The 17,698-nt window shown below is 60.6% G+C and carries 15 protein-coding genes; 6 read left to right on the top strand and 9 right to left on the bottom strand.

Annotated elements, in window-relative coordinates:
- Window positions 1-33 precede the first annotated feature (33 nt).
- Both ACZRMS_RS06285 and ACZRMS_RS06280 read right to left on the bottom strand, forming a co-directional pair.
- The gene (locus ACZRMS_RS06285) at window positions 34-192 is read right to left on the bottom strand and encodes a YqaE/Pmp3 family membrane protein (protein ID WP_004419451.1); all 159 of its coding nucleotides are present in this window, start codon (window positions 190-192) and stop codon (window positions 34-36) included.
- Between the two features lie 179 nt (window positions 193-371).
- Entirely contained in the window at window positions 372-1,655 is a 1,284-nt protein-coding gene (locus tag ACZRMS_RS06280) for an aspartate aminotransferase family protein (protein ID WP_463994577.1), read from the bottom strand.
- A gap of 217 nt (window positions 1,656-1,872) precedes the next feature.
- On the opposite strand from ACZRMS_RS06280, the gene ACZRMS_RS06275 reads away from it, so the two are divergent.
- Window positions 1,873-2,772: a LysR family transcriptional regulator gene (locus ACZRMS_RS06275; RefSeq protein ID WP_463994576.1), complete on the top strand. Its 900-nt coding sequence runs from the start codon at window positions 1,873-1,875 to the stop codon at window positions 2,770-2,772.
- Window positions 2,773-3,114: 342 nt separating this feature from the next.
- Here the strand turns inward: ACZRMS_RS06275 and ACZRMS_RS06270 are convergent, their stop codons facing one another.
- The 7 genes from ACZRMS_RS06270 to bioB all read right to left on the bottom strand — a co-directional run bounded on the left by ACZRMS_RS06270 (window position 3,115) and on the right by bioB (window position 11,794).
- Window positions 3,115-4,893 (bottom strand): acyl-CoA dehydrogenase C-terminal domain-containing protein, encoded by a 1,779-nt coding sequence (locus ACZRMS_RS06270; RefSeq protein WP_463994575.1) that lies wholly within the window; start codon window positions 4,891-4,893, stop codon window positions 3,115-3,117.
- A gap of 252 nt (window positions 4,894-5,145) precedes the next feature.
- Complete coding sequence (locus ACZRMS_RS06265) at window positions 5,146-6,951, bottom strand: phenylacyl-CoA dehydrogenase (RefSeq protein WP_463994574.1); 1,806 nt, start codon at window positions 6,949-6,951, stop codon at window positions 5,146-5,148.
- A gap of 279 nt (window positions 6,952-7,230) precedes the next feature.
- The gene (gene bioD / locus ACZRMS_RS06260; protein WP_463994573.1) at window positions 7,231-7,911 is read right to left on the bottom strand and encodes a dethiobiotin synthase; all 681 of its coding nucleotides are present in this window, start codon (window positions 7,909-7,911) and stop codon (window positions 7,231-7,233) included.
- Window positions 7,908-8,720, bottom strand: a complete 813-nt coding sequence (bioC, locus tag ACZRMS_RS06255) for a malonyl-ACP O-methyltransferase BioC (RefSeq protein WP_463994572.1) — start codon at window positions 8,718-8,720, stop codon at window positions 7,908-7,910. The genes bioD and bioC overlap by 4 nt, the downstream gene beginning before the upstream one ends.
- Window positions 8,713-9,444, bottom strand: coding sequence for an alpha/beta fold hydrolase (locus ACZRMS_RS06250; protein ID WP_463994571.1), 732 nt, complete (start codon window positions 9,442-9,444; stop codon window positions 8,713-8,715). The genes bioC and ACZRMS_RS06250 overlap by 8 nt, the downstream gene beginning before the upstream one ends.
- Window positions 9,437-10,609 carry an 8-amino-7-oxononanoate synthase gene (bioF, locus tag ACZRMS_RS06245; RefSeq protein WP_463994570.1) on the bottom strand — a complete coding sequence of 391 codons (1,173 nt, stop codon included), beginning with the start codon at window positions 10,607-10,609 and terminating at the stop codon, window positions 9,437-9,439. Before bioF ends, ACZRMS_RS06250 begins: the two co-directional genes overlap by 8 nt.
- A gap of 129 nt (window positions 10,610-10,738) precedes the next feature.
- Window positions 10,739-11,794, bottom strand: coding sequence for a biotin synthase BioB (gene bioB, locus ACZRMS_RS06240; RefSeq protein ID WP_463994569.1), 1,056 nt, complete (start codon window positions 11,792-11,794; stop codon window positions 10,739-10,741).
- 87 nt (window positions 11,795-11,881) lie between these two features.
- Between bioB and ACZRMS_RS06235 the strand changes: the two genes are divergently transcribed.
- From ACZRMS_RS06235 to rarD, 5 genes are all read left to right on the top strand, one after another.
- On the top strand, window positions 11,882-12,622 hold the full coding sequence (locus tag ACZRMS_RS06235) for a ComF family protein (RefSeq protein ID WP_463994568.1): 741 nt from the start codon (window positions 11,882-11,884) through the stop codon (window positions 12,620-12,622).
- 57 nt (window positions 12,623-12,679) lie between these two features.
- Window positions 12,680-13,444 (top strand): TOBE domain-containing protein, encoded by a 765-nt coding sequence (locus ACZRMS_RS06230; RefSeq protein ID WP_463994567.1) that lies wholly within the window; start codon window positions 12,680-12,682, stop codon window positions 13,442-13,444.
- 123 nt (window positions 13,445-13,567) lie between these two features.
- On the top strand, window positions 13,568-15,469 hold the full coding sequence (locus ACZRMS_RS06225) for a PhoX family protein (protein ID WP_463994566.1): 1,902 nt from the start codon (window positions 13,568-13,570) through the stop codon (window positions 15,467-15,469).
- 191 nt (window positions 15,470-15,660) lie between these two features.
- Entirely contained in the window at window positions 15,661-16,635 is a 975-nt protein-coding gene (locus ACZRMS_RS06220; protein WP_048361154.1) for a serine/threonine protein kinase, read from the top strand.
- A gap of 174 nt (window positions 16,636-16,809) precedes the next feature.
- Window positions 16,810-17,697 carry an EamA family transporter RarD gene (gene rarD / locus ACZRMS_RS06215; RefSeq protein WP_463994565.1) on the top strand — a complete coding sequence of 296 codons (888 nt, stop codon included), beginning with the start codon at window positions 16,810-16,812 and terminating at the stop codon, window positions 17,695-17,697.
- Window position 17,698: the final 1 nt, after the last annotated feature.

Here is a 17,698-nt window from a genome sequence, read left to right as displayed (position 1 = left end):
TGGGCTGCGGCGGCTGCTACAAATGATCTGTGCTTAACGCTTGGCGATAATCCACACCGCGTGCACGATCCCTGGAATGTAGCCGCACAAGGTCAGCAGAATATTCAGCCAAAATGCCCCGGCAAAGCCCACTTGCATAAACACGCCCAGTGGCGGAAGCAGAATGGCGAAGATGATTTTAATAAGGTCCATATACACAGCTCCCAATGATTGGCGGGCTCAATCAAGCCCTACCGTTAATCGACTGCGGGCTCAGGTCAAAGGTTCAGTCGATACTTATCCACAGATAAAAAAACGCCCCGTGCCGAAGAAATCAGGCACAGGGCGACGCGTTATACCGCGAGACGGTTCTTTTAATTCGGTGTCGCTCTTTAGACTGCAACCCCACGGCGGCACTGCAATTGCGCGGTACGTACCCGGGCAAACGCCCGGGCCAGGCGCAGTAGCATTTCGTCGATGTTGCCCTTGCTCACGCACAACGCCGGGGTAAAGCGCAGGCAGTCGGGCTGCGGCGCACTGATCAGTAAACCCTCGTACAGTGCGGCCTTGACCACGGCGTCCGCCGAGTCATCCGACAAGGTCAGGCCCCACAACAACCCCTCACCACGTAATTCGCCCTGTGCATAACTATTGGCCAGCCGGCCCAGGCCTTCGCGCAAGTGTTGGCCAGTGTCCCGAACCTGCTGCAAAAAACCTTTTTCCAATAGCGTTTCCAGCACCGCGCCACCGGCGGCGGTCATCAGCGCGTTGCCATGGTGGGTGCCACCCAGCTCACCGGGTGCCAGGCAGCAGGCCTTGCCCCGAGCCAGCAGCGCGGCCAGCGGCACACCACCGCCCAGGCCTTTGCCCAAGGTGATGATGTCGGCGCGAATGCCGTAATTTTGTTCTGCCAGCAACGTGCCGCAGCGCCCCATACCGGTCTGGACTTCATCCAGAATCAGCAAGATCCCCAGCTCGCGGCACAACCGCTCAACACCCTTGAGGTAATGCTCGGTCGCCGGGATCACACCGGCATCGCTTTGCACCGGTTCCAGCATGATGGCCACGGTCTGTGCATCGACCGCCGCATGCAGCGCGGGCAAGTCGTTAAATGGCACATTGATGAAGCCCGGCAATTGCGGCTCGAAACGGTTATCCAGCGTACCGCTGCCAGAGGCCGACATGGCCCCGAAGCTGCGACCATGGCAACTGCGGCTGGCGGTGATTATCCGGTGTGCGCCACCGCGATGCAGCTGGCCCCATTTACGCGCCAGTTTGATCGCACCTTCGTTGGCCTCGGCGCCGGTGTTGAGCAAATGCACCTGATCGCTGCCGGTGCTTTCACACAAACGTTGCGCCAAGTTCAACATGCCACGGTTTAAAAAACCTGTGCCTGGATTCATCAGCGATTGCGCCTGCTCAGCCATCGCTTTGACCAGCACCGCCGGGCTGTGGCCCAGGCTGTTGGCGGCAGCGCCCTGGGTAAAGTCCAGGTACGCACGGCTGTCGCTGTCCCACATCCACGAACCCTGCCCGCGCACAAACACTTGGGCTTCGCGCTCAACACAGGGCATCAGGTACTGACGGGACGGGTGGTTGCCAGACATCGACGGCGCAGAATGAGCAGCCATCTCTTCAAGGCTGGGGGAATGGCGACGCAGGTTAAACAGGTTCATGCACGCGGACCTTGTGACCATAAACAGATTCGATTTGCAACTGCCGGCTGTTTATATAGAAGGTAAACCTCTCGATGGGTTTATTGCCCTGCCTATGTATAACGCCGCTGCGCATCAGCATCTCAGGCTCGATGAGCCTTGTGGAATGGGCGTAGACTAGGCGCCTGCGGCCCGTTGAGCCATTTCGTTTTTTAAGCATTTTCGATAAGTATTACTTATGGATTTCAAGCAACTGCGTTATTTCGTCGCGGTCTATGAAGAAGGCCATGTGGGCCGTGCTGCCGAGCGTCTTTCCATCTCGCAGCCAGCCCTGTCGCAGCAGATTCGCCAGCTCGAACACAACCTCGACGTCAGCCTGTTCGAGCGCAGCAGCAAACGCCTGCTGCCTACCCTCGCGGCGCACACCCTGTACAACCACGCGCTGCCACTGCTCGATGGCCTGCAGCGAGCCAAAGAGGCCCTGCACAACTTCCAGGGCCAGGCCCTGCGCACCATTGCCATCGGCGTGCTGCAGACCGTGCACACCAGTCTGGTACCGCAAATGCTGGAGCGGGTGCGTCAGGCACAACCTCATTTGGTGGTGCAGATTTACGAACTCACGGGTATCGAGATCGAACGGCGCCTGCTCAATGGCTCACTCGACATCGGGATCAGCTACCTGCCGCCGCGCCAACCGGGGCTGCACGGGATAATGCTGTACGAAGATGAACTGCAACTGGTCATCCCGGCTGAGCATCCGTTACGCGAATTCAAGAAGGTGTCCCTGAGCCAAGCCGCAGAGCTGCCAATGTTGCTGCTGGGGGAAGAGTTTCAGGTGCGCCAGATCTGGCAAACCCAGCTGGCCAATCTGGGGCGGCGGCCACAGGTTCAGGCCGAGCTGAACACCATGGCCGGGATTCTCGACAGCCTGCCCCACAGCAAACTGGCCACCGTGTTACCGGGGCGCTCGCGCCATGAACACGACGACAAGGCGCTGCTGTGGAAACCCCTGAGTGAACCGAGGGTGCCGCTGAAGGTGGGATTGGTATGCCGCGATGTACAGCGGCAACAAGCGACGCTGGGGCTGTTGCGCACACTGCTTGAGGATGTGATGCACCCACAGGATGCCACTATGTAAATGTGGGGCCGGGCTTGCTCGCGATTGCATCACCGCTGGCACACTGAAACACCGCGGCGTCTGAATCGCGAGCAAGCCCGCTCCCACAAGGGATGTGCTGAAACCGTGGACAGAAATTTCTGACGCACAAAAAAGAAAACCCCGCCTAAGCGGGGTTTTGCAGACTGTTTCCCTGACATCCTTTTCACTCCGCCATCCTGGCAGAATCCTACGTGTCCCTGTTGTTGCTTTGAGCTTCCTGCTCTACGTCCATTGGAAGTAGATTACCTCTGGATCCAATCTGACGATATGGGAGAATGGCAGCATGTAATGTAAGCAAATGCTTACATTGCACTCAACAGTTTAAAAATGTGCTTCATCCAGCAGGTAAAGCGACTCGCTGCCCGCCTTGACCGACGCGCTCAGGGAGTGGATACGAGGCAGCAAACGCGCGAAATAGAAGCGTGCAGTGCCCAGCTTGCTGGCATAGAACGCTTCAGCGGACTCTTTGCCCAACGCGGCCCTGGCCATCAGCGCCCACATGTACGCATACGTTGTGTAACCAAAAACCTGAAGGTACTCGACCGAGGCTGCGCCGATTTCGTTCGGGTTATTTTGCGAACGGTCCAGAACCCAGGCCGTCAACTGGTCGAGTGTGTCCAAAGCCGCAGCCAAAGGCTGGGTGAACTCATTCAGATCCGGGTTTGCCGAGGCAATAAACTGACGAATCTCGTCTGCATACTGGCGGTAGTAAACCCCCTGGTTACCAACGATCTTGCGCCCCACCAGATCCAGCGCCTGGATACCGTTGGTGCCCTCGTAGATCTGGGTAATGCGCACATCCCGTACCAGTTGCTCCTGACCCCATTCCCGGATGTAGCCATGGCCGCCAAATACTTGCTGGCCATGCACGGTGGTTTCTAGCCCCAAGTCAGTCAGGAAAGCTTTGGCCACGGGGGTCAGCAAGGCGACCAGGCCATCGGCGCGCTCACGCGCCGCCGGGTCTTCACTGAATTTGGCGATATCCAGCTGGTTGGCCACGTAGGTCGAAAAGGCACGGCCACCTTCGTTCGAAGCCTTCATGGTCAACAGCATGCGACGCACGTCCGCGTGCACGATAATCGGGTCCGCCACTTTATCTTTGGCCTGAGCGCCGGTAGCTGCGCGCCCTTGCAGGCGGTCGCGGGCATATTCCACAGCGTTCTGGTACGAACGCTCTCCCGAAGCCAGGCCCTGGATGCCAACACCCAGACGCTCGTAGTTCATCATGGTGAACATCGCCGCCAGGCCACGGTTGGGTTCGCCCACAAGGTAGCCGACCGCTTCGTCGAAGTTCATCACGCAGGTGGCCGAGGCCTGAATCCCCATTTTGTGTTCAATCGAGCCACAGGTCACCGGGTTGCGATCACCCAGGCTGCCATCGGCGTGAACCATGAACTTGGGTACCAGGAACAGCGAGATACCTTTAGGCCCGGCCGGTGCATCCGGCAGCTTGGCCAGCACCAGATGGATAATGTTCTCCGTCAGGTCATGCTCGCCGCCAGTAATGAAAATCTTGGTGCCAGTGACTTTGTAGGAACCATCCCCTTGAGGCTCAGCCTTGGTGCGAATAATCCCCAAGTCGGTGCCCGCATGGGGCTCGGTCAGGCACATGGAACCTGCCCACACACCCGAGTACATATTCGGCAAATAGGTGGTTTTCAATTCATCGCTGGCGTGGGCGTTGATCGACACGCAGGCCCCGGCAGTCAGCATCGGGTACAGCCCGAAGGACAGGCTGGAAGAGTTGATCATTTCTTCGACCTGGGCCGACACCGCCTTGGGCATGCCCATGCCGCCGAACTCAGGATCGCCGCCTACGCCAACCCAGCCGCCTTCGGCATAGGTGCGATAGGCATCGACAAAACCGGCCGGGGTAGTCACCGCTCCATTGTCCCAGTGGCAACCTTCTTCATCGCCACTACGGCTCAGTGGCGCGATGCTTTTAGCGGTGACCTTGCCCGCTTCTTCGAGAATGGCTTCAACCGTTTCAGCATCTACGGTCTCTGCCAACGCAGGCAATTGCGCCCAAAGTGTAGCGACCTCGAAAACCTCGTTGAGGACGAAGCGCATATCGCGCAGGGGCGCTTTGTAGTCAGCCATGGCAAACCTCGTAATCTGGAAACGGCGATTAATGTAGGACCCAGTCTAGCTTAACGACAATTGCGATACATAGGGTCATGCTGTGACCTCGAACTACAAACAAGTCACGAAAGCATATCTAATGTGGGAGCGAGCCTGCTCGCGAAAGCTTTCGCGAGCAGGCTCGCTCCCACTGGTTTTTTTTGGCGAGCACCAAAAACCAAAAAACCGCGCCCCAAAGGGAACGCGGCTTTTTAGATGACTCGCCGAAGCTTAGTAGCCCAGGTCGAAGTCTTCTTCTTTCATGTCCATCAGGTTAGCGGCACCCGACAGCATGGTGGCAACGTGGGTACGGGTGCGCGGCAAGATGCGCTGGAAGTAGAAGCGCGCCGTTTGCAGCTTGGCTTTGTAGAACGCTTCTTCGGACGTGCCAGCAGCCAGTTTCTCAGCTGCCAGGCGGGCCATGTCAGCCCAGAAGTACGCCAGGCACGCATAACCGGAATACATCAGGTAGTCGACCGAGGCCGCACCCACTTCTTCACGGTCTTTCATCGCCGCCATACCGACCTTCATGGTCAGCTCGCCCCATTCCTTGTTCAGTGCAGCCAGCGGAGTCACGAATTCCTGAACGGCTTCGTTGCCTTCGTTGCTCTGGCAGAACTTGTGCACGATTTTGGTGAAACCCTTGAGGGCTTCGCCTTGGGTCATCAGCACTTTACGGCCCAGCAGGTCGAGTGCCTGGATACCGGTGGTGCCTTCGTACAGCATCGAAATGCGGCTGTCGCGAACGTTCTGCTCCATGCCCCACTCAGCGATAAAGCCGTGACCGCCGTAGATTTGAACGCCGTGGTTGGCGGACTCAAAACCGACTTCAGTCATGAAGGCTTTAGCGATCGGCGTCATGAAAGCCAGCAGTGCGTCTGCTTTCTTCTTCTCTTCTTCATCAACGCCGTATTTCACGATGTCGACTTGCTTGGCAGTGAAGTAAACCATCGCACGGTTGCCTTCGGCGAAGGCCTTCATGGTCAACAACATGCGGCGTACGTCCGGGTGAACGATGATCGGGTCAGCCGCCTTTTCAGGGGCTTTTGGGCCGGTCAACGAACGCATTTGCAGACGGTCACGGGCGTATTTCAGACCACCCTGGAAGCCGATTTCAGCGTGGGACAGGCCCTGCAGGGCGGTGCCCAGACGCGCGGTATTCATAAAGGTGAACATGCAGTTCAGGCCTTTGTTCGGCGGGCCGATCAGGAAACCCGTGGCGCCGTCGAAGTTCATCACGCAGGTCGCATTGCCGTGGATGCCCATTTTGTGCTCAAGGGAGCCACAGGACACGGCGTTGCGCTCACCGATGCTGCCATCGGCGTTAGCCTTGAACTTGGGCACGATGAACAGCGAAATGCCTTTGGTGCCAGCCGGTGCATCCGGCAGGCGGGCCAGTACGATATGGACGATGTTGTCGGCCATGTCGTGTTCACCGGCCGAGATGAAGATCTTGGTGCCGGAAATCTTGTACGAGCCATCAGCCTGGGGCTCAGCCTTGGTGCGCAACAGGCCCAGGTCAGTACCGCAGTGCGACTCGGTCAGGCACATGGTGCCGGTCCATTCGCCGGTCACCAGTTTGCTCAGGTAGGTCTCTTGCTGCTCAGGGGTACCGTGCTCGGAGATGGTGTTCATCGCACCATGGGACAGGCCCGGGTACATGCCCCACGACCAGTTGGCCGCGCCAACCATTTCGCTCACAGCCAGACCCAGAGACTCAGGCAAGCCCTGGCCGCCGTGCTCTACGTCGTGCGCCAGGCTAGGCCAGCCGCCTTCAACAAATTGTTTGTAGGCTTCTTTGAAACCGGTAGGGGTTTTAACGCCGGATTCACTCCAGGTGCAGCCTTCAATGTCACCCACGCGGTTCAGAGGTGCCAGCACCTGCTCACAAAACTTGGCGCCTTCTTCGAGAATGGCGTCAACCATATCTGGAGTAGCGTCCTGGCAAGCCGGCAGGCTTTGATAATGCGCTTCGTAACCGAGCAGTTCGTCACGAACGAAGCGAATATCACGCAAGGGGGCCTTGTAGTCAGGCATAGCGATAAACCTCTGCTGATGAATCCGGGGATGAACAACCGCGTGGATTTGTTATGGCGGTCAAACGGGTGTTTGAAACATACGTTTACGCTTATTTATTGTCAAGCAGCGCGATACCGCCGTTCGTCTTAGGTCGGATTTGTCAGGCAAAGGGAAACGGAATGGTGGGAGCGAGCCTGCTCGCGATACAGGCGACGCGGACAGTCTGTCAGACAGAGCCGATGCCATCGCGGGCAGGCCCGCTCCCACCATAGATCGTGGTCTGGATTGAAGCGGTTTTCAGTCCAGCAAATCGAGTTGCAGATATTCAGCCACGGACTGCGCCGACGCTGATTTGAGCTTCGGCACCCGGCCCAGACAGGGCGCAGGCAAACGTTCCGTCAGGGTGGCGAGGTTTTCTTCCAGGCGTGAGGTTTTGGGGCCGATGATATTGGCCACCCAGCCGGCCAGTTGCAGGCCATCGCGGGCAATCGCCTCGGCGGTCAACAATGCATGACTGATGCAGCCCAGCCGTACGCCCACCACCAGTATCACCGGCAGATCCAGTGCCTGCGCCAGGTCCGACAAGCTGTCTTGCCCCGACAATGGCACGCGCCAGCCGCCAGCGCCTTCGATCAGGGTGAAGTCCGCCTGCCTGGCCAACACCTTTCGCATGGGGCCCAGCAACGATTGCACCGTCACCACAACCCCGGCTTCGCGGGCGGCAATGTGCGGCGCGATCGCCGGCTCGAACGCCACCGGATTGACCTCGTCATAACTCAGCGCGATGGAGCACTCAGCCATCAGCGCCAGCGCATCGGCATTGCGCAACCCCCGGGGCGTGACGTCACAGCCTGACGCCACCGGCTTGCCAGCGGCCGTGCTCAACCCGGCTGCGCGGGCGGCATGCAGCAAACCTGCCGCGACCGTGGTTTTGCCCACATCAGTGTCGGTACCGGTAATGAAGTACGCAGGGCTCATCGCGTTTTCTCCAGGATGCCGTAGACCACCTGATACGTCGCCGGTAGCCCGAGGGGTTGACGAAACTGCTCATAAGCACCAATCAGCCCCTGAAGCCGTGCCCTGCCGGTCAATCCTTCCGGGCGACCGGGGTTCAGATTGTGAGCCCCCAGCGCTTTGAGCTCGTGGGTCAGTTGGCGAACTTGCGGGTAATGCAGCACATGGGCCTGATTGTGCAAACTGGCGACCTGAAACTGACTGTCGGCACACAGTTGCTGATAGGTCTGGAACTCACGAAACCGATTTACGTGAACCTGGCCATCGACTGCCCGCCAACTGTCACGCAACTCGCTCAGGGTGCCCACGCACAAACTGGCAAATGCCAGCACCCCGCCAGGCTTGAGCACGCGATGAGCCTCGCTCAGCACGGCCCTGAAGTCGGCACACCATTGCAGCGCCAGGCTGGAGAAAATCACATCGCAGCTGTTCGATTGCAGCGGCAGGCTTTCGGCATCACCGGCGATGAAATGCTGCGCCCCCCCCAAAGGCCGGGCGTAAGCCAGCATGCCTTCGGCGATGTCCAGCGCCAGCCCCTGGCTGTGGCCAAAACGCTGGCCCAGCACGCGACTGAAATAGCCCGTGCCACTTCCCAGGTCCAGCCAGCGTTGCGGGGCCAGACCCACTGGCAAACGGGCAATCAGTTCGTGGCCAACGTCACGTTGCAACTCGGCAACGCTGTCGTAACTGGACGCCGCACGGGAAAACGAAACTGCGACTTGACGCTTGTCCGGCAAGCTGGCCGCAAGCATCGCAACACTTAAATCATTCATCACCCAACTCGTGTAAAAAAGCCTGGATCGCCGCCGCCAATTCGTGGGGGGCTTCCAGTAAAAATGCATGACAGGCCTGTTCAATCAGACCCACTTCGACATCGGGTAATAACGCCAGCACATCGGTCGCGGCCTGCACCGGCACCAGCTCATCCTGCCCGGCAAACAGATGCAGTTGCGGCCCGCCAAACGCCTGCAACGCTGCACGGGTGTCCAGCTTGCCAAGCACTTCAAGGCCCGCCAGCAGCGTGTCCGGCTGAGCTTTCGGTGCCCCGCCCAGAAGCAGGCCGGCCAGTGCGCGAGGCTCAATCGAGCCTTTGCTGCACAGCAGACAAAAACGCTTCAGGGTCGTGTTAGGTGCATCGCGAAAGCCGTTGAGAAACGGTTCAAACGTGGAAGCCGGCATGGCGCTGGGCCAATCCTCGCGGCTGACAAAGCTGGGGTTGCTGGCCAACGTCACCAGCCCGCAACAACGATCCCCCCGACGTGCGGCCAACTCGCTGGCGAGCATCCCGCCCAGCGACCAGCCACCCAGCCAGACGTCGTCGGGCAAGGTCGAATCGAGTTCATCGAGCCAGTCTTCAAGGTCCGCCGACAACAGCACCGGCAGCGGTTCGATTTCGACCCGCAGGTGCTCGTCCAGCGCGCGCAATGCCTCGGCCAAGGGCTCCAGAGGGGAAACCCCCAGGCCCCAGCCCGGCAGCAAAATCAAACGATCACGCATGGTCTAACTCCATCGTGCGCCAACAGTCGTCGAGTGCATTTAACAATAGCTGCACCTGCACCTCTGTGTGGGCAGCCGACAAGGTCACACGCAAACGGGCACTGCCTGCGGGCACCGTTGGCGGACGGATCGCGGTCACCAGCAAGCCGCGCTCGCGCAACATCTGCGACAAGCGCACAGCCCGGCCACTGTCGCCAATCATGATCGGCTGGATCGGGGTGAAGCTGTCCATCAACTGCAGGCCGATCTGCTCGGCGCCACGACGAAATTGACCCACCAGGGTGTTCAGATGCTCACGTCGCCAGTGTTCGGTGCGCAACAGCTCAAGGCTTTTCAAGGTCGCGCAGGCCAGGGCAGGTGGCTGGCTGGTGGTGTAGATGTAAGGCCGGGCGAACTGGATCAGGCTTTCGATCAGCTCTTCGCTGCCCGCCACGAAGGCACCGCTGGTGCCAAAGGCCTTGCCCAGCGTACCGACCAGCACCGGCACATCCTGCGCGCTCAACCCGAAGTGCTCGACAATGCCGCCACCCTTGGCACCCAGCGGGCCGAAACCGTGGGCATCATCCACCATCAACCAGGCGCCCCTGGCCCTGGCTTCACGGGCCAGCGCTGGCAGGTCGGCCAGGTCGCCGTCCATGCTGAACACACCATCGGTGACCACCAGCGTATTGCCGCAGACCTTCTCCAGGCGCCGGGCCAGACTGGTCGCGTCGTTATGCAGATAGCGATTGAACCGGGCCCCGCTCAACAACCCCGCATCCAGCAGCGAGGCATGGTTCAGACGGTCTTCGAGCACCGTATCGCCCTGGCCCACCAGCGCCGTGACGGCACCCAAGTTGGCCATGTAACCGTTGCTGAACAACAGCGCTCGCGGGCGGCCGGTGAACTCGGCCAGCGCTTCTTCCAGGGCGTGATGCGGGGTGCTGTGGCCAATGACCAGATGCGACGCCCCGCCGCCCACACCCCAGCGCGACGCCCCGGCCTGCCAGGCTTCGATCACCTGCGGGTGATTGGCCAGGCCCAGATAGTCGTTGTTGCAAAAGGCCAGCAGCGGCTGGCCGTCGACCACTACTTGCGGGCCTTGCGGGCTTTCAAGCAGCGGGCGTTGACGATACAGATTATCGGCACGGCGAGCGGCCAGGCGGGCGCTTAAATCAAAAGACATGTTGACCATAATCCCTTGTAACCGCTGCCGCAGGCTGCGATGGGCAGCGAAACGGCCCCGGCTTCGGTAAAGCGAAGGTCTTGCAGGCCCGTCGCAGCCTGCGGCAGCGGCTACAGGTCTGCGCAGGTGTTAAACCGCAGCGTTATAGAACTGCTCGCTGGATTTCTGATCTCTCAGCGCGTGCTCGATAACCGCCTGATGCACTTCGTCGGCGTGCTCTTCCCGGGCTTCGGGCAGGATGCCCAGGCGCGCAAATAACTGCATGTCCTTGTCAGCCTGAGGGTTGGCCGTGGTCAGCAGTTTGTCACCATAGAAAATCGAGTTGGCCCCGGCAAAGAACGCCAGCGCCTGCATTTGTTCGTTCATCGCCTCACGCCCGGCCGACAGACGAACATGGCTCAAAGGCATCATGATCCGCGCCACCGCCAGCATGCGAATGAAATCAAACGGGTCGATGTCTTCGGCGTTTTCCATCGGTGTACCGGCCACTTTCACCAGCATGTTGATCGGTACCGACTCCGGGTGCTCCGGCAGGTTGGCCAGCTGGATCAGCAGATTGGCGCGGTCATCCAGCGACTCGCCCATGCCCAGAATGCCGCCGGAGCAGATCTTCATCCCGCTGTCGCGCACGTAGCTCAGGGTTTGCAGGCGTTCGCTGTACGTTCGGGTAGTGATGATGCTGGTGTAAAACTCAGGCGAGGTGTCGAGGTTGTGGTTGTAGTAATCGAGACCGGCGTGGGCCAGCGCAGCGGTTTGATCCTGATCCAGCTTGCCCAGGGTCATGCAGGTTTCCAGGCCCATGGCCTTCACCCCTTTGACCATTTCCAGCACATAAGGCATGTCTTTGGCAGACGGGTGCTTCCAGGCCGCGCCCATGCAAAAACGGGTGGCGCCGATGGCCTTGGCCCGCTGCGCCTCTTCCAGCACCTTTTGTACCTGCATCAACTTCTCTTTGGCCAGGCCGGTGTTGTAGTGGCCCGACTGCGGACAATATTTGCAATCTTCCGGGCAGGCACCGGTCTTGATCGACAACAGCGTAGAAACCTGTACCCGGTTGGCATCGAAATGCTTGCGGTGAACGGTCTGCGCGTCGAAAAGCAGGTCATTGAAAGGCTGGGTAAACATCGCCCGGACCTCGGCTAAAGACCAATCATGTCGCAAGTTGGCAAGGCTGCTGGCGCTCATCGGCGTTTCTCTTGTTTATGCTTTGACTAGAACCCGAGGCAAACACCTCAGATACGGCACGGATGTCGGCATGTTTAAGGATGTGACATGAACTGTCAACCACAATGGATTAAGCTGGTTTACATCTGGTTATTAAATAACCAATCGTGTTTATTGTGCGATGAGCGCTGCTGCACAGCACGCCCCCTGTGCGTCGCCTGCGAGCTGGAGTTGCCGTGGCTGGGTGACCGTTGCCAGCGCTGCGCCTTGCCACTGCCGATGGCCGGCCTGACTTGCGGCCACTGCATCAAGCAGCCTCCCGCGTTCCAGCAAGTGCATGCACCCTGGCTGTACGGGTTTCCGGTCGACAGTCTGATCATTCGCTTCAAACACCACAGCAAGTGGCCTTATGGGCGACTGTTAGCCGAACTTCTCGGCCAATCGCTGCTCGATAGCTTCAACTCAGACAACCCCCAGCCCGACTTCCTGCTCCCGGTGCCCCTGTCCACTGCGCGGCTGCGTCAGCGCGGCTACAACCAGGCCGCCATGCTCGCCCAGTGGCTCAGCAGCACGCTGAACATCCCTCGACGCGAGCACTGGCTGCTGCGAACTCAGGACACCACCGCGCAGCAGGCGCTGGACGCCAAAGCCCGTAAACGCAATTTGCAGCAGGCCTTCAGCCTTGCACCGGGCGCGCAAGTGCGCGGGTTGCATCTGGCCCTGGTCGATGACGTGCTGACCACAGGCGCTACCGCCGAAAACCTGGCCCGCCTGCTCATCAGGGCCGGAGCGCGGCGGGTTGACGTGTACTGCCTGGCCCGCACCCCAAAACCTGACGGGCCACCTTGACGCCACCCGGTCGAGCAGGCACTTTCCGGGCACGTCCCGCCTTGCGAACCAGCCGCCATGCACCTGCCCACCTTGCTTGCCCAACACATCGTCCGCCGCCCGCAACGCATCGCCCTGTTGCAGCACATCGCCGAGCAGGGTTCCATCACAGCAGCGGCAAAAAGTGCAGGCATCAGCTACAAGGCCGCATGGGATGCGATCGATGAACTGAACAACCTGGCCCAAACCCCGCTGGTGGAACGCAGCATCGGCGGCAAAGGCGGTGGCGGCGCCCGGCTGTCCCTTGCCGGTGAACGGGTACTGCGCCTGTATCAACGCCTGCAGGTATTGCAGAGTCAGGTGCTGGACGCCGCCGAAGACAGCGAAGACCTCGACCTGCTGGGACGCCTGATGCTGCGCACCAGCGCCCGCAATCAGTTGCATGGCACCGTTATTGCCATCCACGGCCATGGCCACAACGACCTGGTCCAGCTTGAACTCCCCGGCGGCCTGACCCTGCACGCACAAATTACCCACGACAGCACCCAGCGCCTGGAACTGGCCATTGGCAGCCCGGCAGTGGCACTGATCAAGGCCGGCTGGCTGCAACTGATGGGCGCCGGACAGCCGCCAAGCCCCGAGCACAATCAGCTGGGCGGGCAGATTGAGCAGATCCTGCACACCGACAATGGCCCCAGCGAAGTTCGCATCAGCCTGCCCAGCGGCCAGACCCTGTGCGCCCTGGCCGAGCCGCAACATCTGGATACACAAGGTCTGGGCGCTGGCAGCGCGGTGAGCGTGCAGTTTGCGCCGTCGCTGGTGCTGCTCGGCACTGCACTCTAAACCGCCACCCTCACCCCAACCCTCTACACAGAGGGAGAGGGGCTTTTCATCGAAGGTCTGAAACATCCCTGTCATACCCGCTGCTTATGGTGACTGCCAAAACCGTCCCGAGCCGAGCCAGCCATGAGCCTATTAGAAGAAAACCAGCCCACCGACCTTGAGCAGATCATCGGCCTCAGTCGACGTGGTTTTATCAGTGCTGGCGCCTTGTGCGGTGCAGCGATGTTTCTGGGCGGCGGCCTGCTGAGTCGCAGCGCCCTGGCAACCGGCGTGAGTAACGCCAATGGCCAGTTACTGGGGTTCGACAGCATCAGCGCGGCCACCGCCGACACCATCACCCTGCCGCCCGGCTACCGTGCCTCGGTGCTCATCAGCTGGGGCCAGCCGCTGCAAGCCGGCGGCCCGGCGTTTGACCCCACCGGCAACGGCACCGCCAGCGCCCAGGAAGTGCAGTTTGGCGACAACAATGACGGCATGAGCCTGTTCGCCTTCGCGGATGACCCGAACCGCGCCCTGATGGCGATCAACAACGAATACACCAACTATCGCTACCTCTACCCCCACGGCGGCTCGCCGGCCTCTGCGCAAGAAGTGCACAAGGCCCAGGCCACTGAAGGCGTATCGGTGATCGAGATCCAGCGCAAGGGTGACGGCTGGCAGTTCGTGCAGGGTTCGCCCTTTAACCGGCGCATCCACGCCAACACCCCGATTCGCCTGAGCGGCCCCGCTGCCGGGCATCCCTTGCTCCGTACCCGGGCCGACAGCAGCGGCACCCGCGCGCTGGGGACCTTCCAGAACTGCGCCAACGGCAAGACCCCATGGGGCACCTACCTGACCTGCGAAGAAAACTTCACCGATTGCTTCGGCAGCTCTGATCCCGAACAGGCCTTCGATGCCGCGCAAAAACGCTATGGCGCCGTCGTCGCCAGCAAAGAGATCAACTGGCACCAGCACGACCCGCGCTTCGACCTGGCGGTCAATCCCAACGAGCTCAACCGTCACGGCTGGGTGGTGGAAATCGACCCGTTCGATCCCCTCTCAACACCGGTAAAACGCACCGCACTGGGCCGTTTCAAACACGAAAACGCCGCCCTGGCCGAAACCGGTGACGGCCATGCCGTGGTCTATATGGGCGACGATGAGCGCGGCGAGTTCATCTACAGATTCATCAGCCGCGACAAAATCGACCACCAGAACCCAAAGGCCAATCGCGACCTGCTGGACCACGGCACGCTGTATGTGGCGCGCTTCGACAACGGCGACAACAACCCTGACCGCCCCAAGGGCCAGGGCCAGTGGATCGAACTGAGCCACGGCAAGAACGGCGTCGATGCCAGTAACGGCTTCGCCAATCAGGGCGAAGTGTTGATCCACGCACGCATGGCCGCCAGCACCGTCGGCGCTACCCGCATGGACCGCCCGGAATGGATCGTGGTCAGCCCCAAGGACGGCCAGGTCTATTGCACCCTGACCAACAACGCCAAGCGCGGCGAAGACGGCCAGCCGGTCGGCGGCCCCAACCCCCGCGAGAAGAATGTGTACGGGCAAATCCTGCGCTGGAAAGCCCCAAACGGTGACCACGGCGCAGACACCTTCGACTGGGACCTGTTTGTGGTGGCCGGCAACCCGGCGGTTCATGCCAGTCAACCCAAGGGCGGCTCGACCAACATCACGCCACAAAACATGTTCAATAGCCCGGACGGCATGGGGTTCGACGACGCCGGCCGCCTGTGGATCCTCACCGACGGTGATTACAGCAACGCCGGCGACTTTGCCGGCATGGGCAATAACCAGATGCTCTGCGCCGACCCGGCCAGCGGTGAAATCCGTCGTTTCATGGTCGGCCCGGTTGGCTGCGAAGTCACCGGCATCAGCTTCTCGCCAGACCACAAAACCCTGTTTGTGGGCATTCAGCACCCGGGTGAAAACGGCGGTTCCACCTTCCCCGAGCACCTGCCCAACGGCAAGCCGCGCTCCTCGGTCATGGCCATCAGCCGGGAAGACGGCGGCATCGTCGGCGCATAACAAAAAAGTCTTGTGGGAGCGAGCCTGCTCGCGATTGCATCACTGCGGTGATCCAGAAACACCGCGTCGCATGCATCGCGAGCGAGCCCGCTCCCACAAGGGGGCCAGACTATATTCAATCGCCCTCAGCCACCCGGTCTGCGCTAACATGCATGGCCGGACGCGGCAGCCTGCTGCGCGCAGGAGTCAGCATGTCTCATCCGTTTGCAACACTTACCCCTGATCTGGTGCTCGACGCCGTCGAGAGCATCGGTTTCCTGAGCGATGCCCGCGTGCTCGCGCTCAACAGCTACGAAAATCGTGTGTACCAGGTCGGTATCGAAGACTCGGAACCGCTGATCGCAAAATTCTACCGGCCACAGCGCTGGACCAACGAAGCCATCCTCGAAGAACACCGTTTCACCTTCGAACTGGCCGAGCTTGATGTCCCGGTGGTCGCACCCATGATTCACAACGGTGAAAGCCTGTTCGAACACGCAGGCTTTCGCTTCACCCTGTTCCCGCGCCGTGGTGGCCGGGCACCGGAGCCGGGCAATCTCGACCAGCTGTACCGCCTCGGGCAACTGCTCGGCCGCCTGCACGCCGTGGGCGCGACCAAGCCGTTCGAACATCGCGAAGCACTGGGCGTGAAGAACTTCGGCCACGACTCGCTGACCACCCTGCTTGAAGGCAACTTCATTCCGCGCAGCCTGCTCCCGGCCTACGAGTCAGTCGCCCGTGACCTGCTCAAGCGCGTTGAAGACGTGTATGCCGCCACCCCGCACACCAACATCCGCATGCACGGCGATTGCCACCCCGGCAACATGATGTGCCGCGATGAAGTGTTCCACATCGTCGACCTCGACGACTGCCGTATGGGCCCTGCCGTGCAGGACTTGTGGATGATGCTGGCCGGAGACCGCCAGGAATGCCTGGGCCAGTTGTCTGAACTGATGGACGGCTACAGTGAATTCCATGATTTCAACCCCCGTGAACTGGCGCTGATAGAACCGCTTCGCGCCTTGCGCCTGATGCACTACAGCGCGTGGCTGGCCCGCCGCTGGGACGACCCGGCCTTCCCCCACAGCTTCCCGTGGTTTGGCAGCGAACGGTATTGGGGCGACCAGGTACTGGCGTTGCGCGAGCAACTGTCGGCGCTCAATGAAGAGCCGCTGAAGCTGTTCTGATCAGCCCTCATTGTTGCTCTCGTGGGAGCGGGCTTGCTCGCGATTCAGGCGACGCGGTGCCTCTGGATAATCGCGGTGATGCAATCGCGAGCAAGCCCGCTCCCACAAATGGAAAAACCTGCTTACACTCTCGGTCTCTTCCGTACCCGTTAGTTGCCTAAGCAAGGATTCTGCATGCAAGCCGCCAACCCGCGTCGCGGGTATATTTTAGGCCTCACCGCCTATGTCATCTGGGGCATCTTCCCGCTCTACTTCAAACTGCTGGCCAGCGTCCCGGCCGCCGAAATCATCGTGAACCGGGTGCTCTGGTCGGCGTTGTTCGGCTCGCTGTTGCTGCTCGTGTGGAAGCACCCCGGCTGGTGGCAGGAGCTGCGCGACAACCCCAAACGCATTGGCGTGCTGACCATCAGCGGCCTGCTGATCGCCGTCAACTGGCTGACCTACGTGTGGGCGGTGAATAACGACCGCATGCTCGAAGCCAGCCTGGGTTACTACATCAACCCGCTGGTGAACGTGCTGCTCGGCATGTTGCTGCTGGGCGAACGCCTGCGCCGCCTGCAGTGGATTGCCGTGGGCCTGGCCGCCGTCGGTGTGGCGCAACAGGTGTGGCAAGTCGGCAGCCTGCCGTGGGTCTCGCTGGTCCTGGCGCTCAGCTTTGGCTTTTACGGACTGATCCGCAAACAGGCGCCGGTCAAGGCGTTGCCGGGGCTGGTGGTCGAAACCTGGATTCTGGTGCCGGTCGCCATTGGCTGGTTGCTGATGCATCCCGAAGCCAACAGCGCCCATGGGCAATTCTGGAGCACCTCAGAAGCGTGGCTGCTCGTGGCAGCAGGCCCGGCAACGCTGATACCGCTGGTGTGTTTCAACGCCGCCGCACGGCATTTGCCCTACACCACCTTGGGCTTTATGCAATACATCGCACCGACGCTGGTGTTGATTCTGGCGATATCGGTGTATGGCGAGCACTTGTCCGAAAGCACCCTGCTCGCCTTTGCGTTTATCTGGGCCGGCCTGGTGGTGTATAGCCTCGATGCCTGGTTCAGCATGCGCCAGCGCGGCTGAA

Source organism: Pseudomonas sp. B424 (genome assembly GCF_055408345.1).
Note: the sequence above shows the minus strand (reverse complement) of the source record. Positions and strands in the feature narration are given on the sequence as shown.

Excerpts from the sequence above, each read along its gene's own strand:
- bioC (WP_463994572.1), bottom strand. The coding sequence starts at position 8,720 with ATGAATGATTTAAGTGTTGCGATGCTTGCGGCCAGCTTGCCGGACAAG.
- ACZRMS_RS06275 (WP_463994576.1), top strand. The coding sequence starts at position 1,873 with ATGGATTTCAAGCAACTGCGTTATTTCGTCGCGGTCTATGAAGAAGGC.
- ACZRMS_RS06250 (WP_463994571.1), bottom strand. The coding sequence starts at position 9,444 with ATGCGTGATCGTTTGATTTTGCTGCCGGGCTGGGGCCTGGGGGTTTCC.
- bioF (WP_463994570.1), bottom strand. The coding sequence starts at position 10,609 with ATGTCTTTTGATTTAAGCGCCCGCCTGGCCGCTCGCCGTGCCGATAAT.
- ACZRMS_RS06230 (WP_463994567.1), top strand. The coding sequence starts at position 12,680 with ATGCACCTGCCCACCTTGCTTGCCCAACACATCGTCCGCCGCCCGCAA.
- ACZRMS_RS06265 (WP_463994574.1), bottom strand. The coding sequence starts at position 6,951 with ATGCCTGACTACAAGGCCCCCTTGCGTGATATTCGCTTCGTTCGTGAC.
- ACZRMS_RS06225 (WP_463994566.1), top strand. The coding sequence starts at position 13,568 with ATGAGCCTATTAGAAGAAAACCAGCCCACCGACCTTGAGCAGATCATC.
- ACZRMS_RS06280 (WP_463994577.1), bottom strand. The coding sequence starts at position 1,655 with ATGAACCTGTTTAACCTGCGTCGCCATTCCCCCAGCCTTGAAGAGATG.
- ACZRMS_RS06235 (WP_463994568.1), top strand. The coding sequence starts at position 11,882 with ATGAACTGTCAACCACAATGGATTAAGCTGGTTTACATCTGGTTATTA.
- bioB (WP_463994569.1), bottom strand. The coding sequence starts at position 11,794 with ATGAGCGCCAGCAGCCTTGCCAACTTGCGACATGATTGGTCTTTAGCC.
- ACZRMS_RS06285 (WP_004419451.1), bottom strand. The coding sequence starts at position 192 with ATGGACCTTATTAAAATCATCTTCGCCATTCTGCTTCCGCCACTGGGC.
- ACZRMS_RS06220 (WP_048361154.1), top strand. The coding sequence starts at position 15,661 with ATGTCTCATCCGTTTGCAACACTTACCCCTGATCTGGTGCTCGACGCC.
- rarD (WP_463994565.1), top strand. The coding sequence starts at position 16,810 with ATGCAAGCCGCCAACCCGCGTCGCGGGTATATTTTAGGCCTCACCGCC.
- ACZRMS_RS06270 (WP_463994575.1), bottom strand. The coding sequence starts at position 4,893 with ATGGCTGACTACAAAGCGCCCCTGCGCGATATGCGCTTCGTCCTCAAC.
- bioD (WP_463994573.1), bottom strand. The coding sequence starts at position 7,911 with ATGAGCCCTGCGTACTTCATTACCGGTACCGACACTGATGTGGGCAAA.